Genomic DNA, 18,428 nt, shown 5'->3' on the forward strand with positions numbered 1-18,428 from the left:
GCGCCTATTTATCCCCCGTATTCTTGGAATTAACTTTTTGCGTTAATTCCAATCACTGGTTAGCCTGCCCGAGTTTACACTGCATAAATATTAGATACTTATCCAAATATTCATTCCCATTGATTGTCAGCATATAGACAGCAAATCTTCCATTTGCCCCCCTCCCAACTTGTTCTAAGGCATTCATAGCTATAAGCTTCTTAACTGTCCTTGCAATTCGTTGGGGGTTTATATTTGGAAAGTATTTTCTAACCTGGTACGCATTAAACATATCCCGCGTACTAGCATATGATAAGATTTCAATATCAACTCGAGTTAGAGCCATTGACTTTCCAACCTCATAAAAAACAGCATTTTGAGATAATGTTATAAGTCTGATAAGATTTTGGTAGTCATTATTCATATTTCTACTACGTCAGAGAGGTTATCCCCTATATATGCCCCCCATCATTCTACTTTTTAAAACCGTTTATGTTCAACCGGGTGGGCCAATATTTAATTAATCCCCGTCCTAAGATACGTAAGAGAGATCATCTTTTTCAAGAAATAGATATGTACAACTTGATTACAGAATACACTTAACCACTTAGAAATCATCAACCAAGCTCAATACAAGCCCCACAACCAACAAAATCAAAAGACATAGCCATTGAACAAATAAAAAGGAGACGCTTTATTTAACGCCTCCTTTTAGGTTTTGTACAATAGCGACAAAGTACAGGCTCAAATATAGCTACAGAATTTTAAATTTCACAGTCAAATCTACTACCTAATCTACTACCCATTGAAATTAAAAGCAACAAAAAAGCCCCTAGCTATTTGCTAGAGGCTAAATCCCGTTTAGGATGGCGGAGAGTGAGAGATTCGAACTCTCGATACCCTTTTGGAGTATACACACTTTCCAGGCGTGCTCCTTCGACCACTCGGACAACTCTCCTTTTCAGGATTGCAAAAGTATAAAAAATTTTGAATCCTGCGAATAATTAATCAATAACTGTGATTTTTACCATATTCGTCTTTCCTTTACGCTCCATCGGGATCGCAGCAGTGTTGATCACCACGTCGCCTTTCTTAATCAGCTTATTCTTTTTAAGGATGCTGTTCACGTCCAGGATGGTTTCGTCAGTACTTTCAAATTTATCATAATAAAAGCCTTGAACACCCCAAACCAGGCTCAATGTGTTTAAAAGGTTCTCATTGCTGGTAAAAATATAGGTCAAAGCTTTTGGCCTGTGGCTTGAAATTTCAAATGCAGTATACCCGCTTACCGTCATGGAAACAATTCCTACTGCGTTGGTTTGTTTAGAAAGTGCGCTTGCAGTTTCACAAATGGCATCGCTCAGGAACGTATCTGAATTTTGCTTAATGAATTTATCTGAGTGGAAAGGATAATTATTTTGCTCGATGTTCTGAACGATCTTTTGCATCGTCTCGATAACGATCAGAGGAAACTCTCCAACAGAGGTTTCTCCGCTTAACATCACCGCATCAGCACCATCCAGTACAGAATTCGCCACATCATTCACCTCCGCACGTGTTGGTCTTGGGGTGGTGATCATGCTTTCCAGCATTTGTGTCGCAATGATCACTGGTTTAGAGGCTGCACGGCATTTTTTAACGATCATTTTTTGCAGCAAAGGAACTTCTTCCATTGGCATTTCTACTCCAAGATCTCCACGGGCAACCATAATACCGTCTGAAACAGCAATGATCTCATCAATATTTGCAATGGCTTCAGGCTTCTCAATTTTAGCAATCACCCGGGCCGATTTACCTCTTTCCTTAATGATTTCTTTAAGTTCTATGATGTCTGCTGCATTACGGACAAATGAAAGTCCGATCCATTCTACATCATTTTGAAGAACAAATTCAAGATTACTGCGGTCTTCAACCGTCAGTGAAGGGATGGATACTTTTGTGTTTGGAAGGTTTACCCCTTTTCTTGAAGTCAGGATACCTCCGTGAACAACTTCACAGATCACCTCGTCTTCAAAATTGGTCTCTATAACACGCATTTGCAGCTTTCCATCGTCTAAAAGGATGATTTCGCCTGCTTTAACATCCTTTGGAAAGGACTCATAAGTAATATAAATACGCTCTTCGTTACCAATACATTCTTTAGTTGTAATAATGGTCTTGCTTCCGTTAACCAGATGAATACCACCGTCTTTTACCATTCCAATCCGGATTTTAGGCCCTTGCAGGTCGGCTAAAATGCCCACGTTGTATTTGTGTTTTTTGTTCAGGTCGCGGATGGTATCCAATACTTCCTGGTGGTCTGCCTGAGAACCGTGGGAAAAGTTAAGCCTGCATACATCTAAGCCGGCATTGAACATGCTAAATAAAACGTCTGGTTTGGCTGATGCCGGTCCTAGCGTGGCAACTATTTTTGTTCTGGAATGAAAAGGTTTCATCAATTTTACATTTATTTATAACCAACCTTATATGCTGTGGAATGAAAAAAATCCAAGGATATATTCGGTTAATTTTGTTATTAAAAAAATATTGTAACACCAAATATAGTGTATTTAATACACCTTCAATATAAAATTTACATTATCAAATTTTCTTTCGACTTGAGCTTATAGGGATCTATTTGCGCAGCAACCTGAATATCAGGCAGTTTGTTCAATCCAGACAAAATATAATTCAGGTCTTCTTTATCTAAAAACTGATGAATAATCAGAAAATAATCGACCTTATTCATTTCCGGAATTAAAAATCCGTCGCTATGACGGTTGCTTACGATAAAATATTCATTCTCTCCTTGTTCCACATAAAAATAATATTTTGAGAAGGATAAAGGTGCCTGATCAACGTTGAAATAGACCTCGTGTTCCTCTATCCTTTCAAAGTCAAAACCCAACTGGGTATTGATCTTATGACAAAGGACGTAATCCTTTAAGGATGCGGTGATTGCAATCAGAATGAAGTCCAGATCCAGTGATAATTTCAGGTAGGTTTTGTTCAAAACAGCTGCTTTATTTTAGGTTACGAAATTATAAAAGTAATTTTACTTTCCGGTTTGAAATAAAAACATTAAAATTGGTACTGAAATAAAAACATTTGAAATGTGTTAGAATTTATTTTTCTTTGCACTGAATTATTTAACCATTAAATTATAACATTATGTCTGATATTGCTTCAAGAGTTAAGGCTATTATCGTTGAAAAATTAGGTGTGGATGAGAGCGAGGTTACCCCGGAAGCTTCTTTCACAAACGACTTGGGTGCGGATTCTTTGGATACTGTGGAACTTATCATGGAATTCGAAAAAGAATTCAATGTAGCAATTCCTGATGATCAAGCTGAAACCATTGGTACAGTTGGTCAAGCAGTTGCTTATCTAGAGAAAAACGTAAAGTAAAACATACGGTCTCCGTATAATCCGTATAAATGGAATTAAAAAGAGTAGTAGTTACAGGTTTAGGTGCGCTCACTCCAATTGGCAATAACGTCCCGGATTTCTGGGATAATTTGTTAAATGGTGTGAGCGGCGCTGCGCCTATTACAGGATTTGACACAGAAAAGTTCAAAACCAAATTTGCGTGCGAGGTCAAAAATTTCAATCCTGAAGATTTTATGGATAGAAAAGAGGCCCGCAAGTTAGATCCATTTGTTCAATATGCCATTGCTTCTACGGCAGAAGCTGTGCTGGATGGTAATTTTGATTTTTCCCAGCTGGATACCAATCGTATTGGTGTGATCTGGGGCTCTGGTATCGGTGGTATTAAAACCTTTCTGGAGGAAATGAGGAATTTCTTTGCTGGTGATGGTACTCCACGTATCAATCCTTTCTTCATTCCAAAAATGATCATAGACATTGTGCCCGGTCACATTTCTATAAAATATGGTCTGAGAGGACCAAACTTCGCGACGGTATCTGCCTGTGCTTCTTCTACTAACGCCATGATCGATGCTTATAATTATATCCGTCTGGGAATGTCGGATGTAATCATCAGCGGCGGATCTGAGGCGATTATTAATGAAGCTGGTATTGGCGGGTTCAACGCAATGCATGCCCTTTCTACACGTAATGATGATCCAACAACAGCATCCCGACCATTTGACAAAGACCGCGACGGCTTTGTTGCAGGTGAAGGTGCAGGAACGATCATTCTGGAAGAACTGGAACATGCAAAGAAACGCGGAGCGAAGATCTATGCTGAGATTATTGGTGGCGGAATGAGTGCTGATGCCAATCATATCACGGCTCCTCATCCACAAGGATTGGGTGCCAAAATGGTAATGACAAATGCGTTGAACGATGCAAAATTGTCTACCAGCGATATTGATTACATCAATGTTCATGGAACCTCTACCCCTCTTGGAGATATTTCTGAAACTCAGGCTATTGTAGACCTTTTTGGTGAGGATGCTTATAAATTAAATATCAGCTCAACAAAATCTATGACGGGACACCTGCTGGGTGCTGCCGGTGCTGTTGAAGCTATCGCTGCAATACTTGCAGTAAAAAATGATGTTGTGCCTCCAACTATAAATCACTTTACGGATGACCCACAGTTCGATTCGAAACTGAATTTCACATTTAATAAAGCTGAAAAACGTAAAGTTCGCGCTGCATTAAGTAATACTTTCGGTTTTGGAGGGCATAACGCATCTGTAATTTTTAAAAAATACGAGGAATAAGACCAAATAGTGATATTTGCTACAATCAATGCCTTTATTTAACCTATATAAACTCCATTTATCTCCAGATAGGGAGTTTATAAGAAAGCTAAAGAATATTTTAGGCTTTGTGCCTGGTAATGCCATTTTATACAAAATGGCATTCAGGCATCGGTCTGTAGCAAAAACACTTAAAAACGGCAGTAAAAGTAGTAATGAGCGTCTCGAATTTTTAGGGGACGCTATACTTGGCTCGGTCATTGCAGAACTGCTGTTTAAAAGTTATCCTTATAAAGAGGAAGGTTTTCTGACGGAGATGCGTTCGAAAATTGTAAACCGCGCCAATTTAAATCAGCTTGCCCGAAAAATGGGCTTTGACCAGCTGATTGTTTTTGACCAGAAAATGGTCAATATGCAAACCAAACATCATTCCATGCTTGGAGATGCCTTTGAAGCACTGGTTGGGGCCGTTTATCTGGATAAAGGCTACAATTTCACCAAAGACTTTCTTCTGAAACGTATTGTCAAACCTTATATTGACATTCATACCCTCGAGCTTACTGAAACCAATTTCAAAAGCAAACTGATTGAATGGTGCCAGCGCCACGGCAAGGACATTACCTTCGATATGATTGATAATGGAGAAGGCGAAAGTGCCAAACTCTTTACCATACAAGCTGTCATCGACGGAGAGAGCTATGGTGTTGGAAGGGACTATAACAAAAAGAATGCAGAGAAACTGGCTGCAGAAAAAACCTGCGAAGCCTTATCCATCTAATTATTTCTTTCTCAGGGTATCTGTATATTTCTTGTAAGAATCCCGGATGTATTTGATGGCATCGTATTCAGTCCACTTGCTGGCCACACTATAATCCGGCCTGTAATTCAGCATAAAATTTTCCAGGTCCTTATCTTTCAGGTCGGTATGCTTTTTAATAATAGACTCATTAAAAAAGCCATCAATCTCGGTTTGCTGCAACTCATTGGAATAAAATTTCCCAAAATGACGTGCATTTTTGGGGGTACGACCAAACAGTTCATACATTGCTGTAAGCGGAGTAAAAAGATAGGATAATAACGGCGGCTTGCCCGCGTAGAAGGATCCCTTGTTCCTGTACTCCTGTCGCATTCCGTCCAGTTCCTGTTTCTTTGACTCTCCATAGATATTCACTTCCCTAAGATTAGTTGATCTGTTGAGATAGATCACCAGATCTTTATTGGACTGTACAACAACTTCTGCATTCGCAAATTCATTTTTGAAAACAAACAAGGTATCGCCCAAATTGACTTTTATCTGGAATAAACCAAGGTCATTGGTATTTACACTTCCCTCTGTTCTTTTATTGACCACCTCTCCGGAAGTAATGCGGTTTGTTGTTCCCCGCTCCATAACGACACCTTTAAGGATAAATCCTTGCTGGGCAGACACGTTAAAAGCCATGAATAACAATAGCGTAGCGGGTATACAGAAGGGCTTTAATTTCATAGGGCAGGTTTAATTTACACAAATTTAGCCAATGTTTTTCTTCCATAACGTTAAAAAAACGTTAAAAAAGTTAAATGGACTACTTTTCAACCATTTCACAATAAATTATATCTTTGCACATGATAAAATCAATGACAGGCTACGGCCTGGCCTCTACGGATCATCAGAATGTGAAATTTGCGGTAGAGATCAAATCTCTGAACAGTAAGTTTTTAGAGCTCAGCCTGAAGTTGCCCCGGGCTTTTTCAGAAAAAGAACTCTTTTTACGCAATGTTTGCAGTAAGGATATTGAACGGGGGAAAGTAAATGTTTCTGTCAATATTGAACGCAGTGATGAGCAATTGAAAGGTGCACAGATCAACGCAGCGCTGCTGAGCAGATACTATAAGCAGTTAGAGGCCATTAACCGGGACTTAGGTGCCAATTCCAGCAATTTATTGCAAGCTGCGCTGAATTTTCCGGATGTGGTAAACTATAGCGACGAAGAGGTTAATGAAGCGGACTGGGATATTCTATACAGCACGTTTAACAAGGCTCTTCAGGAATTTAACCGTTTCAGGGAAGATGAAGGCCGGGTGCTTAAAACAGATCTGGAGCTCCGCATCAAAAATATCCTGAGCTTCTTTGCTCAGGTTGAAGTCCTTGAACCTTTAAGAATTCCGCAGATCCGGGCAAGGTTAAACCAGTTTCTGGAAGATAACGTAGGCAAAATGAGTGTTGACCAAAACCGTCTGGAACAGGAGCTGATTTATTACATTGATAAACTAGACATTACAGAAGAGAAGATCCGCTTAAAAAGTCATTGTGATTATTTCATTGAAACGTTAAAAAGCAAGGATGCCAATGGCAAAAAATTAGGTTTTATTTCACAGGAGATTGGGAGAGAGATCAATACCATGGGCGCAAAAGCAAATGACGCTCAAATCCAGCAATTGGTTGTGGGTATGAAGGAAGAATTAGAAAAAATCAAGGAACAATTGCTAAACGTACTTTAGTATTTGAATAAACATCAATGAAACAAGGTAAACTCATTATATTTTCAGCACCTTCCGGAGCTGGTAAAACAACCATCGTAAAACATCTGCTTAAAAAGTTTCCCTCTTTAAGCTTCTCTATTTCAGCCACCACCCGAGAAGCCAGAGGCGATGAGCAACATGAAAAAGATTATTATTTTATCTCCAAAGAAGCATTTCTTCATAAAGTTGCTCACCAGGAGTTCGTAGAATTTGAAGAAGTCTATAACGGTACTTTCTATGGCACCCTGCGTTCTGAGATCCAGAGGATCTGGGATGAAGGCAAACATGTGATCTTTGATATTGACGTAGAGGGTGGACTCCGTTTAAAAAGAAAGTACGAAGCACACGCACTGGCTATTTTTGTACAACCACCGTCATTGGAGATTTTAAAGGAGCGTTTAAGCGGAAGAGGAACAGACAGTGAAGAAAAGCTACAGGAACGCTTTATAAAGGCAGAAAAAGAGCTTAAATACGCAGATAAGTTTGACGTTGTCCTGAAAAATTTTGATCTGGACACCGCCTGTGCAGAAGCTGAAAAACTGATTGGTGATTTCTTAAGTCAATAACCGACTATGAAGACAGGCCTTTTTTTCGGTTCTTTTAACCCTGTTCATACCGGACACCTCATTATTGCCAGTTATATGGCTGGTTTTACGGATCTGGATGAAGTATGGATGGTGGTGTCACCACACAATCCTTTAAAGAACAAAAAAGGTCTGTCCAATATGTATGACCGCCTGGAGATGGTGAGACTGGCCACAGAAAATTCAGAAAAACTGAAGGTCAGCAATATTGAATTCGGTTTGCCTCAACCCTCCTATACAGTGGATACACTGGCCTATTTGCAGGAAAAGTATCCAGGCAGATCTTTTGCATTAATTATGGGTGCAGATAACCTCGTCTCACTGAAAAAATGGAAGAACTATGAGGTAATCCTTCAAAATCACCAGATTTATGTTTATCCCAGACCTGGTGCAGATCTCTCTTCGTGGAAGGACCATCCATCTATTCAAGTTACAGAAACCCCTCAAATGGACATTTCATCTACTTTTATCCGCAAAGCCATCCAGGAAGGAAAAAATGTGCAGTATTTTCTCCCGGATAATGTTCTTGCCTTTATAGAGGGTAAAAATATGTACCGCTAAAATTGACGGTACAATAAAAAGATCGCTGGTTTCTTATGGAGATCAATCCTTTCTTTTTTCCAAAATGCCACAGATTGTGTTTTAATATATTCGTCTTCACCTGTCAGGTTGCAGGCCACGCAAAGCAAGGTTTGGGGCATTGCATTTTTTAGCACATCTTCCAGCAACTGGTTGTTTCTAAATGGGGTTTCTATAAACAATTGCGTTTGCTGATATTTTTGTGCCAGTTGCTCCAGCTCCTTAATCCGCTTTCCCCTTTGCACTTTGTCAATAGGCAAATAACCGTGGAAGGTAAAACTCTGACCATTAAAGCCAGAAGCCATCAAAGCCAGCAGAATGGAGTTTGGTCCTACCAGAGGTACCACTTTAATCCCTCTTCTGTGCGCTTCTGCCACAACGTCAGCCCCCGGGTCGGCCACCCCCGGACAACCGGCTTCACTCATTAAACCTACATCTTTCCCGCTCATCAGCTCTTTAAAAAAGGGTGCCAGAGAGGAACTCCGCTTATGTTTTCCGTAATCATGGATGATCAGTTCACTTTGCGGCCGTTTTAAGCCCGCTTCTTTAAGAAATTTACGGGCGGTCTTTTCATTTTCAACAATATAAGTGTCGATCGCATTGATGGTGTCCACCACAAAGGGCATAAAAGATTTTGAAGCAGCCTGTTCTGCTAATGGGACTGGAACAAGATAAAGGGTACCGGTTTTCATGAATTGTATCGTTTTTCTAATGCATTTTAACTTTGCGCAAAAAGCACGGTCTGCTAAAAGCGATCTGCAAAAGAATAAAATAATTACCGGTAAAGAGCCAACAGAACAAAATATTCTTTATATACTTGATTTTCAGTTCGGATGGGACTGAACCATTTTTATTTCAATATGGCAGTCATTGTATATTAATAAATACAAATTTATGCTTGCAATACTGCACACTTAAGCAATATAATTGTGCCCTTTATCATAATTTTAGTGCAATATTCCATATATAATTAAACCATTACAGTATTTGGAACTCAAATTGATACAGTTAAGTTAGGTTAACATAAACACACACACAAATGAAAAGATTGTTTAAACTACCGGTATTAGTGTTAGGACTCGTACTCCTGCTCACCGGGGCCGTACAAAAAGTGGCGGCACAAGAAGAGGATGTTTCCATGCAGACTTTTTACGATGAATTATCCCCTTACGGAACCTGGATACAGGATTCGCAATATGGTTATGTATGGAGACCCGATGTTGACCAGTCGGATTTCAGACCTTATTACACCAATGGCCGGTGGGTCATGACAGAATATGGTAATACCTGGGTTTCTGATTACAATTGGGGCTGGGCTCCTTTCCACTATGGCCGGTGGGTCTATAACCGTTATAATGAATGGCTATGGATTCCGGATACGACCTGGGGACCTGCCTGGGTAAGCTGGAGAAGTGGTGGCGGATATTATGGCTGGGCACCACTAGCCCCGGGCATAAATATCAATATTAACTTTGGGGGTGGTTACCGAATTCCAAACTCCTGGTGGTGCTTCGTACCTCAAAGTAATATCTACTATGATCGTTTTCCAAGATATGGAGGCTATAATAATGTCACCATCATTAACAACACGACCATTATCAACAACGTTTACCGTGGCGGTAGAAACACCTATTTTACCGGCCCTGGACGTGATGATATCAGACGTGCCACCAACCGGGACGTGAGGATTTATAATGTCAACAGAACCAGCAGACCTGATCGCGGGGGCGTGACGAACAATACCGTAAATATTTATAACCCAAGACCGTCAAGAGGAAATGATGGAAGGCCTGCGGCGCCAAGGAATGTAAGTTCTGAAAGCACCTATACTGCCAGCAGAGGCGACCGTGGCGGACGTCCAACCAGTATAGGTAACATAGGTAATGATAGAAACAACAACGTCAACGGAAACCGTGGAGAAAGGGTGTCAACGACTACTGTACCTAACGATGGCAACACTCGTCCTGGGGTAAGTCCAGGCAGAGATTATAATAGACCAGATAATGGCCGTCCGTCCAGGGTGGGTACTCAGCCTGTGAACGAACAAGGTAATACAGCGGGTAATGCTGCTCCTCCGTCCAGAACGGACAGAACATCTTCAACTCAGCAATGGCAAAGGCCGGAAGGTCAGACCCGTCCTGAAGGTACATCTAGGCAATACCAGCCTCAACGCTGGCAAACCAGACCCGTTCAGCCGCAGCAACCTCAACAACAACCACAGCAACCTCAGCAGCAGCCACAATATCAAAGGCCGGAAAGACAGCCACAACCTCAGGCACAACCTCAGGCACAGCCTCAACGCCCTCAGGCGCAGCCACAGCAGCCAAGACCTCAAAGGGTTCAGCAAAGTGCTCCGCCAAGAGAAACCAGGGCTCCTGAGCAACAAAACAGAGGAGATAGAGGATCCAGATCGGAGAGAAATTAATATCCCCTTTTAAAAGGGCTTTGTAAGGTATCTGTTTTCTAAAACAGATACCTTATTTTTTTCTTTATCTTTGCAGCCTCAACAAGCAAAGATGCTTAACTCTTTATGATTCACCCGGAAATAGAAAAACGAAAAACATTTGCCATTATAAGTCACCCCGATGCTGGTAAAACAACATTAACTGAAAAGTTCCTGCTTTTTGGGGGCGCTATTAATACCGCAGGTGCGGTAAAACGCAATAAAGCCAATCAAAGCAATACTTCCGATTTTATGGAAATTGAAAAACAACGCGGAATCTCCGTTGCGACTTCCGTTATGGGCTTTGAATACAGCGGCAAAAGAATCAATATCCTGGATACACCCGGACACAAGGATTTTGCGGAAGACACTTACAGAACTTTATCGGCTGTAGATAGTGTTATTCTGGTGGTCGACTGTGTAAAAGGTGTCGAAGAACAAACAGAAAAACTGATGGCGGTATGTCGCATGCGCAATACGCCTGTTATTATTTTTATCAATAAAATGGACCGGGAGGGTAAAGATGCCTTTGACCTTCTGGATGAAATAGAAAACAAACTCAACATCAGTCTGTGTCCACTCTCCTGGCCTATCGGTCAGGGACATACTTTCAAAGGCGTTTACAGTATTTACAATAAACACCTGAATCTTTTCGAACCGGATAAGACAAAAATCAGCGACCCGGTGATTGAGGTGAGTGACCTGAATGATAAAAACCTGGAGAACTTTCTGAAACCGGCCGAACTCGAAAACCTTAAAGGTGATCTGGAACTGGTGCATGGTGTCTATGGAGACCTGGACCAAAGTATGTATACCGAAGGGTTACTGGCCCCTGTTTTTTTTGGAAGTGCCATCAACAACTTTGGGATCAAAGAACTACTCGATACCTTTATCAAAATTGCACCCAGCCCGAAAAGCCGGGAAGCAGAACAGCGGGAGGTTTTGGTGAATGAAAAGAATTTCAGCGGCTTTGTATTTAAAATCCATGCCAATTTGGATCCTAAACACCGTGACCGTATTGCATTTTTAAGAATATGTTCCGGTAAATTTGAACGTAACAAATTCTATTTCCACACCCGTCAGAACAAGAAACTGAAGTTTTCCAATCCTATGGATTTCATGGCCAATGAAAAGAGTATCGTAGAAGAAGCCTGGCCAGGCGACGTAGTCGGATTATACGATAGCGGAAACTTCAAAATTGGAGATACCCTTACAGAAGGAGAACAATTGCAATTTAAGGGCATTCCCAGCTTCTCTCCTGAAATATTTAAGGAAGTAGAGAACAGAGATCCTCTCAAAACAAAACAGCTGGAAAAAGGCATACAGCAGCTTACAGAAGAAGGGGTAGCACAGCTCTTTACCCAGCAGCCAGGAAACCGTAAGATCATTGGTGCGGTTGGTGAGCTTCAGTTTGAGGTAATTGCCTTCCGTCTGGAGCATGAATATGGTGCCAAAGCTTTTTTCAGGACCTTAAGTTATGGCAGATCAAATTGGGTGACCTCTAAAGACAAAAAGAAGCTGGAAGAGTTTTTAAAACGTAAACAGCAGCATATTGGCGAAGACAAAGACGGAAATCCGGTTTATCTTGCGGATAATGATTTTATGATCAATATGACCATGAGGGATTATCCGGATATCGAATTCCATAAAACGTCTGAATTTAAATAAAAAAGGCCGGTTGATGCATTTCAACCGGCCTTTTTATAAAGATTAAAGTCTTATTTTAGTTTGCTCAAAGCGGCTTTAATCCTTGGCATCATATCTTTAATGTCTTGTAATGAGCATGCACCAACAGAAGCTCTGAACCAAGGCATATCATCATCATTACCAAAGGCAGAGAATGGGACCAGGGCAGCCTGGGCTTCTCTGATCAAATAAAAGTTCACATCAGCACTGTCTTTCAGCAACTGTCCCTCTGGCGTTGTTTTACCAATATAATCGATCTTAATTGTCAGATAAATGGCACCCATCGGCTCCACTGCGTCCACCTGGAATCCTTCGTTCTTTAAGGCATTAAATCCTTCATAAAGCGCATTTAAACTGTCTTGTATCTTCTGCTTAAAGCTTGTCAGGAAAGTATTTACCTGTGCCTTATCCTTAAAATAACCTGCCATCGCTACCTGCTCTGCTTTAGGGGCCCAGGCACCCATGTGGCCAACAATAGCTTTCATTTTATCAATAATCTCTGCAGGTCCGAATCCCCAGCCTACACGCACACCAGTTGCAGCAAGACATTTGGAACTGCCATCCACAAAAATGGTATAATCTCTCATTTCCGGACGCAGGCCAACAGGGTTTACATGCGCCTTTCCAAAAGTAAGTAAAGAATACATTTGGTCATACATGATGTATAATGCCTTCTCCCCTGGTTTTCTTGATTTATTTTCTTCCAGAACAACATCGCAGATCTCTTCCAGCTGCTCTGCAGTAAACATGGTACCTGTAGGATTTAAAGGAGAACATAAAGCCAGTAAGGTTGCTCCTTTCAAATGTGGTTTCAGCTGCGCTGCAGTGGGCATAAAATTATTTTCAGCCTGAGTTTCTACCGCAATAACCTTTGCAGAAGTCAAGTGGCCGTAATGGTTATTGTTCCAGGACGGAGCAGGGAAAACAACCGTGTCTCCCGGGTCAACCAGCGCCAGATAGGTCGCATAGATCAAAGGGCGTGAGCCGCCAGAAACCAAAATACTATTGGACGCATATTCCAGATCAAAACGATCCTTAAGCAAATCAGAAACAGTTTCTCTGAGTGACAATACGCCATCTGCAGGCGGATAATTCGTTTGATTCTGATGATAGGCTTCCACGATACCGGCTTTTAGTTCTGTCGGAATCGGATAAATGGAAGAATCAAAATCACCAATGGTTAAATTAGCGATGGACGCGCCCTTACGCTTCATCTCGTTCACCTCGTTACCAATTTTAATGATCTCAGAGCCAATAAGCGAACTTGCTAGTGCAGATACTTTCATTCTATTTTATGTATTAGGATTAAAAATTCAGGCCAGTAATTTCTCTATGGCCTCTTTAGTCTGTTCAAATTTAAACTGGGCCAGTACGGTCCCCATCATTTTTTCTATTTCTTCATTGCCAAGATTACCTATACTGCCTTCATGCGTATGGTTCACCTTTGTATTTGGCACAAAGGTGCCGTTTTCTATACTTTCTCCTACTATCTTATAGGCTTCCCTGAAAGGAACGCCTTTCAATGCGAGGTCATTCACTACCTCCACACTAAATAAGTAGGCGTATTTTTTATCAGCCAGAATATCACTTTTTATGCTGATGTTCTGCAACATATAGGTGGCAATTTCCAGGCATTCGTTCAGAGAAGTGATGGCTGGAAAAAGATTTTCTTTTAACAGCTGTAAATCCCTGTGGTATCCTGATGGCAAATTAGTGGTCATCATGGCAATCTCATTTGGCAGCGCCTGAATCTTATTGCAACGTGAACGGATCAGCTCAAATACATCTGGGTTCTTTTTATGAGGCATAATGCTCGATCCTGTAGTGAGTTCATCCGGGAAGCTGATAAATCCAAAATTCTGGTTGATAAACAGACATACATCCATAGACATTTTTGCCAGTGTAGCTGCAACAGAAGACATTGCCTGAGCCAGTATACGCTCTGTTTTCCCCCTGCCCATCTGTGCATAAACAACATTATAGTTCAGGTGTTCAAAGCCAAGAAGATTAGTGGTCATCGTTCTGTTCAATGGAAAAGAAGAGCCATAACCTGCAGCAGATCCAAGCGGATTTTTATTGCACACCTTCCAGGCGGCCAGCATCAGCTCCAGGTCATCCACCAGGCTTTCTGCATAGGCCCCAAACCACAAGCCAAAAGAAGAGGGCATAGCAATCTGCAAATGGGTATAGCCAGGTAACAATTTATCTTTATGTGTATTGCTCAGGGAGATCAACTGCTTAAAAAGCACTTCCGTATGATGTACCATTTCCTCGATCCTGTTCCTGAAAAACAATTTCAAATCGACCAGAACCTGGTCGTTACGGGAGCGCCCGCTATGAATTTTTTTGCCTGCTTCGCCTATGCGCTGTGTCAGTAACCACTCCACCTGAGAGTGTACATCTTCTACGCTTTGCTCAATGACAAAGTTTCCTGCTTCAATATCTTTGTAGATATTTTTAAGCTCTTTCTGGATGGCTGCAAGCTCTTCAGCAGTCAGCAAGCCTATACTTTCCAGCATCTCCACATGTGCAAGTGAACCCAGCACATCGAATGCTGCCATTTCCAGATCCAGTTCCCTGTCTCTGCCTACGGTGAACGTTTCAATATCCTTGTTAACCTCTATATTTTTTTGCCAGATCTTCATTTATATTCAGTTATTCCGCTGCCGTTCTTTCTCCTCTGCACTTGGGCAAAAGTAATAATAAATACCGACAGGGTGGTTAATACTCCTTATTTGCCCTTAATCACAGGCTTTAGCATCTCTATATACAATCGTATACCTTCTCCGATCTCGTCCACAAAAACATACTCGTCTGCCATATGCGACCGGGCAGAATCACCAGGCCCAACCTTTACAGAGGGTATACTCAACAGCGCCTGGTCTGAGGTCGTCGGGGAACCATAAGTGGTTCTTCCCAGAGCGATACCTGACTGTACCAGTGGATGGGCTTTATCGATAGAGGATGGTTTCAAACGAACGGACCGTGGTTTAACCTCACAATCTACATTCGTTCTGATGATCTTCAATACTTCTTCATTGGTATACGCATCGGTTACCCTGACATCTACAGTAAAAGTGCAAAGTTCAGGCACGACATTATGCTGAGACCCCGCATTTATAATGGTGACCGACATTTTAAGTGGTCCAAAAACTTCCGATACTTTCGAAAAACGGTAATTCCGGAACCATTCAATATCCTTAAGTGCTTTGTATATCGCATTATCTCCCTCTTCCCTGGCCGCATGTCCTGCCTTTCCGTGAACAGCGCAATCCAGTACCAGAAGACCACGTTCTGCAATTGCCAGATTCATGAGGGTTGGCTCACCTACAATCGCAAATTCGAGTTCACCCAGTTCTGGCAGGATGCATTCCAGCCCGTTATTCCCGGAGATCTCCTCTTCGGCTGTAGTGGCCAGGCAAAGGTTGTAGCTTAGGTCCTGCTGATCGTTGAAATATAAAAATGTAGCGATCAGGGATACCAGACAACCACCGGCATCGTTACTGCCCAGGCCATATAACTTGCCCTCAACTACATCCGGAGAAAAAGGATCTCTGGTATAACCTGAATTTGGCTTTACTGTATCATGGTGCGAATTAAGCAGCAAAGTTGGTTTGGACGCGTCAAAATATTGATTGTAGGCCCAGATATTATTCAATTTACGATGGGTTTTGATCCCTTTATCCTGCAAAAACTGCTCAATCACGTCAGCGGTTCCTTCTTCTTCTTTACTGAAAGAAGAAATACCGATCAATCTTTTCAACAATTCTAAACTATCTTTTTGCAGTTGTTCTATCATATGATCTATTCTTTTGTATATAAGTTTCCTGCTTTCAAAGCAGATAATTTGATCCCTTTAATCAGGGAAGAACTGAAACCATTATGTTCCATTTCATTTAAGCCGGCAATAGTACAGCCTTTTGGTGAGGTTACTTTATCGATTTCCTGTTCCGGATGTGACTCCATTTGCAACAACAGATCGGCAGCGCCTTTTGCTGTCTGCACCGCCATTTTAAGGGCTTCATCGGCATGAAAACCAATTTCTACCCCGCCCTGCGAAGCTGCACGGATGGCTCTTAAGAAAAAAGCGATTCCACAGGCACACAAAGCAGTAGCAGAGGTCATGAGGTCTTCATTGATCTTTACAACAGAACCTACGGTTTCCAGCATGCGGGTGACTTCGGCAATATTAGCTTCCGTGGCATTATCGCTCGCGATACAAGTCATAGACTGGCCGATGGCAATAGCCGTATTTGGCATAGCCCTGATCACCTGAACCCCATCTGTCAATTTGGCTTTGATGTCGTTACAACTTACACCTGAAGCTACAGAAATGATCAAATGCTTGTGGGTATCCACTGCTCCGACGATCTGCTCCAGCAATTGATTTAGCTGCTGAGGAAGAACAGCCAGCACCACAATATCAGCTGCTGCAACCGCAGCCGCGTTGTCATTGGTCACTTCAAATCCCTGCGCAGAGAAAGTGGAAAGGTTTGCCGTATTGCGCCTGGTCAGGCAAATCTGACCTGCTTCTACATAATTTGCTTTCACCAATCCCTTCGCCAGGGACAGTCCGATATTTCCACTGCCTAGGATAGCAATCCTGCCTGTATATTGTTTCATGTTTTAAGATATTAACCTGGTTCCAAAATCATTTGTATTTACCTGGGGTAATTCATCCGCCTTCCCAATATACACCATTTTTACCCCGTTCTTTATCGCCTCAAATGCATTGTGCAATTTAGGGATCATTCCTCCAGATACCACACCCTGCTCCTTTAATCCTTCAAAATCCCCTGCTTTGATTTCTGGCACCAGGGAAGATTCATCTTCCACATCTCTTAGTACTCCTTTTTTCTCAAAGCAATACACCAGCCTGGTGTCATAAACAGCAGACATCGCTACTGCAACGGCAGAGGCTATGGTATCCGCATTGGTATTCAGCAATTGCCCGTCTCCATCATGGGTGATGGCACAAAGCACAGGCACCAGCCCTGCTTCTAATAAACTTGTCAGTGTTTCCGATGAAACTGACGCTTCATCCAGATCTCCCACAAAGCCGTAGTCGATGGTTTTTACCGGCCGCTTAACCGCCGTGATAATGTTCCCGTCTGCTCCTGTCAAACCTATAGCATTACAGGCTTTGGACTGAAGCTGAGCCACCATATTCTTGTTGATGAGCCCCGCATAGACCATGGTAACCACCCGAAGCGTTTCTATATCAGTAATCCTCCGGCCCTCTACCATCTTCGCTTCTACACCAAGTGAAGTCCCCAGTTCGGTGGCGATTTTACCGCCACCATGAACCAATATTTTTTTCCCGGAAAGCGCCGTAAAGTCCTGTAAGAACCGGTGCAGGTTTTCCGAATTGTCAATGACATTTCCGCCAATTTTCACAATAGTTAGCTGCTCCATCTCTTCTGTGTTCTAGGTTAGATTTTGCAACAGATTTTTCAGCACAGCCTGGGCGGCCCATAAACGATTGCCAGCCTCATGGATCACCAAAGAGTTCGGTCCATCCAGGATTTCCGATGACAGTTCCAAATCTCTTCTTACCGGTAAACAATGCATCACTTTTGCATTATTGCTGAACTTCAACTTTTCATTGTTCATCATCCAGCCGTCGGGATAAGTCAATACCTTACCATATTCCTTAAAACTCGACCAATTTTTTACATAGATATAATCTGCGCCCTCTAAAGCTTCTTCCAGGTTATGGCTGATGGTCGCTCCCGGTGTAAAGTCCTCGCAAAGCTCATAACCTTCAGGATGAACGATGGTAAAATCGAGCATTCCTTCTTCCTGTGCTTTACACATCCATTCGGAGAATGAATTTGGCACCGCCTGAGGCAGAGCCTTCACATGCGGTGCCCAGGCCAGGACAACTTTCGGCTTAGCCGTTGCCTTCCAGGTCTCTTGTATGGTCACCAAATCGGCAAGGCTTTGCAATGGATGTCGTGTCGCGCTTTCCAGACTCACCACAGGTACTCCACAGTATTTTACAAA

General features: G+C 42.0%; 17 protein-coding genes, 1 tRNA gene and 1 pseudogene. 8 read left to right on the forward strand and 11 right to left on the reverse strand.

Features of this window, described 5'->3' with window-relative positions:
* Positions 1-846: 846 nt before the first annotated feature.
* The 3 genes from VNZ46_RS04850 to VNZ46_RS04860 form a co-directional block, all read right to left on the reverse strand.
* Positions 847-937, reverse strand: a tRNA-Ser gene (locus tag VNZ46_RS04850).
* 46 nt (positions 938-983) lie between these two features.
* The gene (pyk, locus tag VNZ46_RS04855) at positions 984-2,414 is read right to left on the reverse strand and encodes a pyruvate kinase (protein ID WP_199075614.1); all 1,431 of its coding nucleotides are present in this window, start codon (positions 2,412-2,414) and stop codon (positions 984-986) included.
* A 137-nt stretch (positions 2,415-2,551) separates the two neighbouring features.
* Entirely contained in the window at positions 2,552-2,971 is a 420-nt protein-coding gene (locus VNZ46_RS04860; RefSeq protein WP_325559004.1) for an IPExxxVDY family protein, read from the reverse strand.
* 158 nt (positions 2,972-3,129) lie between these two features.
* Here VNZ46_RS04860 and VNZ46_RS04865 point away from each other — a divergent pair, with 158 nt between their 5' ends.
* From VNZ46_RS04865 to rnc, 3 genes are read left to right on the forward strand one after another with little or no spacing between them, the layout of a single operon-like run.
* Positions 3,130-3,366, forward strand: coding sequence for an acyl carrier protein (locus tag VNZ46_RS04865; RefSeq protein WP_031266521.1), 237 nt, complete (start codon positions 3,130-3,132; stop codon positions 3,364-3,366).
* 29 nt (positions 3,367-3,395) lie between these two features.
* The gene (fabF, locus tag VNZ46_RS04870) at positions 3,396-4,649 is read left to right on the forward strand and encodes a beta-ketoacyl-ACP synthase II (RefSeq protein WP_325559005.1); all 1,254 of its coding nucleotides are present in this window, start codon (positions 3,396-3,398) and stop codon (positions 4,647-4,649) included.
* Between the two features lie 28 nt (positions 4,650-4,677).
* Positions 4,678-5,406, forward strand: coding sequence for a ribonuclease III (gene rnc / locus VNZ46_RS04875; protein ID WP_325559006.1), 729 nt, complete (start codon positions 4,678-4,680; stop codon positions 5,404-5,406).
* On the opposite strand, the gene VNZ46_RS04880 is transcribed toward rnc, so the two are convergent.
* Complete coding sequence (locus tag VNZ46_RS04880) at positions 5,407-6,114, reverse strand: hypothetical protein (RefSeq protein WP_325559007.1); 708 nt, start codon at positions 6,112-6,114, stop codon at positions 5,407-5,409. It abuts the gene before it with no gap.
* A gap of 131 nt (positions 6,115-6,245) precedes the next feature.
* Between VNZ46_RS04880 and VNZ46_RS04885 the strand changes: the two genes are divergently transcribed.
* Genes VNZ46_RS04885 through nadD form a run of 3 tightly spaced genes read left to right on the forward strand, consistent with a single transcriptional unit; the run spans position 6,246 to position 8,275 of the window.
* Positions 6,246-7,109, forward strand: a complete 864-nt coding sequence (locus VNZ46_RS04885; protein WP_325559018.1) for a YicC/YloC family endoribonuclease — start codon at positions 6,246-6,248, stop codon at positions 7,107-7,109.
* Between the two features lie 17 nt (positions 7,110-7,126).
* The gene (gene gmk / locus VNZ46_RS04890; protein ID WP_325559008.1) at positions 7,127-7,696 is read left to right on the forward strand and encodes a guanylate kinase; all 570 of its coding nucleotides are present in this window, start codon (positions 7,127-7,129) and stop codon (positions 7,694-7,696) included.
* A 6-nt stretch (positions 7,697-7,702) separates the two neighbouring features.
* The gene (gene nadD / locus VNZ46_RS04895) at positions 7,703-8,275 is read left to right on the forward strand and encodes a nicotinate (nicotinamide) nucleotide adenylyltransferase (protein WP_325559009.1); all 573 of its coding nucleotides are present in this window, start codon (positions 7,703-7,705) and stop codon (positions 8,273-8,275) included.
* Here the strand turns inward: nadD and VNZ46_RS04900 are convergent.
* Complete coding sequence (locus VNZ46_RS04900; protein ID WP_325559010.1) at positions 8,272-8,985, reverse strand: SAM-dependent methyltransferase; 714 nt, start codon at positions 8,983-8,985, stop codon at positions 8,272-8,274. The genes nadD and VNZ46_RS04900 overlap by 4 nt on opposite strands.
* Positions 8,986-9,332: 347 nt before the next feature.
* Between VNZ46_RS04900 and VNZ46_RS04905 the strand changes: the two genes are divergently transcribed.
* Entirely contained in the window at positions 9,333-10,718 is a 1,386-nt protein-coding gene (locus tag VNZ46_RS04905) for a DUF6600 domain-containing protein (protein ID WP_325559011.1), read from the forward strand.
* Positions 10,719-10,823: 105 nt separating this feature from the next.
* Complete coding sequence (locus VNZ46_RS04910) at positions 10,824-12,404, forward strand: peptide chain release factor 3 (RefSeq protein WP_325559012.1); 1,581 nt, start codon at positions 10,824-10,826, stop codon at positions 12,402-12,404.
* Positions 12,405-12,454: 50 nt separating this feature from the next.
* Here VNZ46_RS04910 and VNZ46_RS04915 read toward each other — a convergent pair whose 3' ends face one another.
* The 6 genes and pseudogenes from VNZ46_RS04915 to VNZ46_RS04940 form a co-directional block, all read right to left on the reverse strand.
* Positions 12,455-13,708: a pyridoxal phosphate-dependent aminotransferase gene (locus VNZ46_RS04915; RefSeq protein WP_325559013.1), complete on the reverse strand. Its 1,254-nt coding sequence runs from the start codon at positions 13,706-13,708 to the stop codon at positions 12,455-12,457.
* Positions 13,709-13,735: 27 nt separating this feature from the next.
* Positions 13,736-15,067 carry an argininosuccinate lyase gene (argH, locus tag VNZ46_RS04920; protein WP_325559014.1) on the reverse strand — a complete coding sequence of 444 codons (1,332 nt, stop codon included), beginning with the start codon at positions 15,065-15,067 and terminating at the stop codon, positions 13,736-13,738.
* 86 nt (positions 15,068-15,153) lie between these two features.
* A complete protein-coding gene (locus VNZ46_RS04925) occupies positions 15,154-16,221 on the reverse strand; it encodes a M20 family metallo-hydrolase (RefSeq protein ID WP_325559015.1) in 1,068 nt (355 codons plus the stop codon).
* A 5-nt stretch (positions 16,222-16,226) separates the two neighbouring features.
* Complete coding sequence (gene proC, locus VNZ46_RS04930; protein WP_325559016.1) at positions 16,227-17,045, reverse strand: pyrroline-5-carboxylate reductase; 819 nt, start codon at positions 17,043-17,045, stop codon at positions 16,227-16,229.
* Between the two features lie 3 nt (positions 17,046-17,048).
* Positions 17,049-17,837 (reverse strand): acetylglutamate kinase, encoded by a 789-nt coding sequence (argB, locus tag VNZ46_RS04935; protein WP_325559017.1) that lies wholly within the window; start codon positions 17,835-17,837, stop codon positions 17,049-17,051.
* Between the two features lie 12 nt (positions 17,838-17,849).
* A pseudogene (locus VNZ46_RS04940) lies at positions 17,850-18,428 on the reverse strand (acetylornithine carbamoyltransferase); the annotation flags it as partial.

The organism is Pedobacter sp. (assembly GCF_035566355.1).
Taxonomy (GTDB): domain Bacteria; phylum Bacteroidota; class Bacteroidia; order Sphingobacteriales; family Sphingobacteriaceae; genus Pedobacter.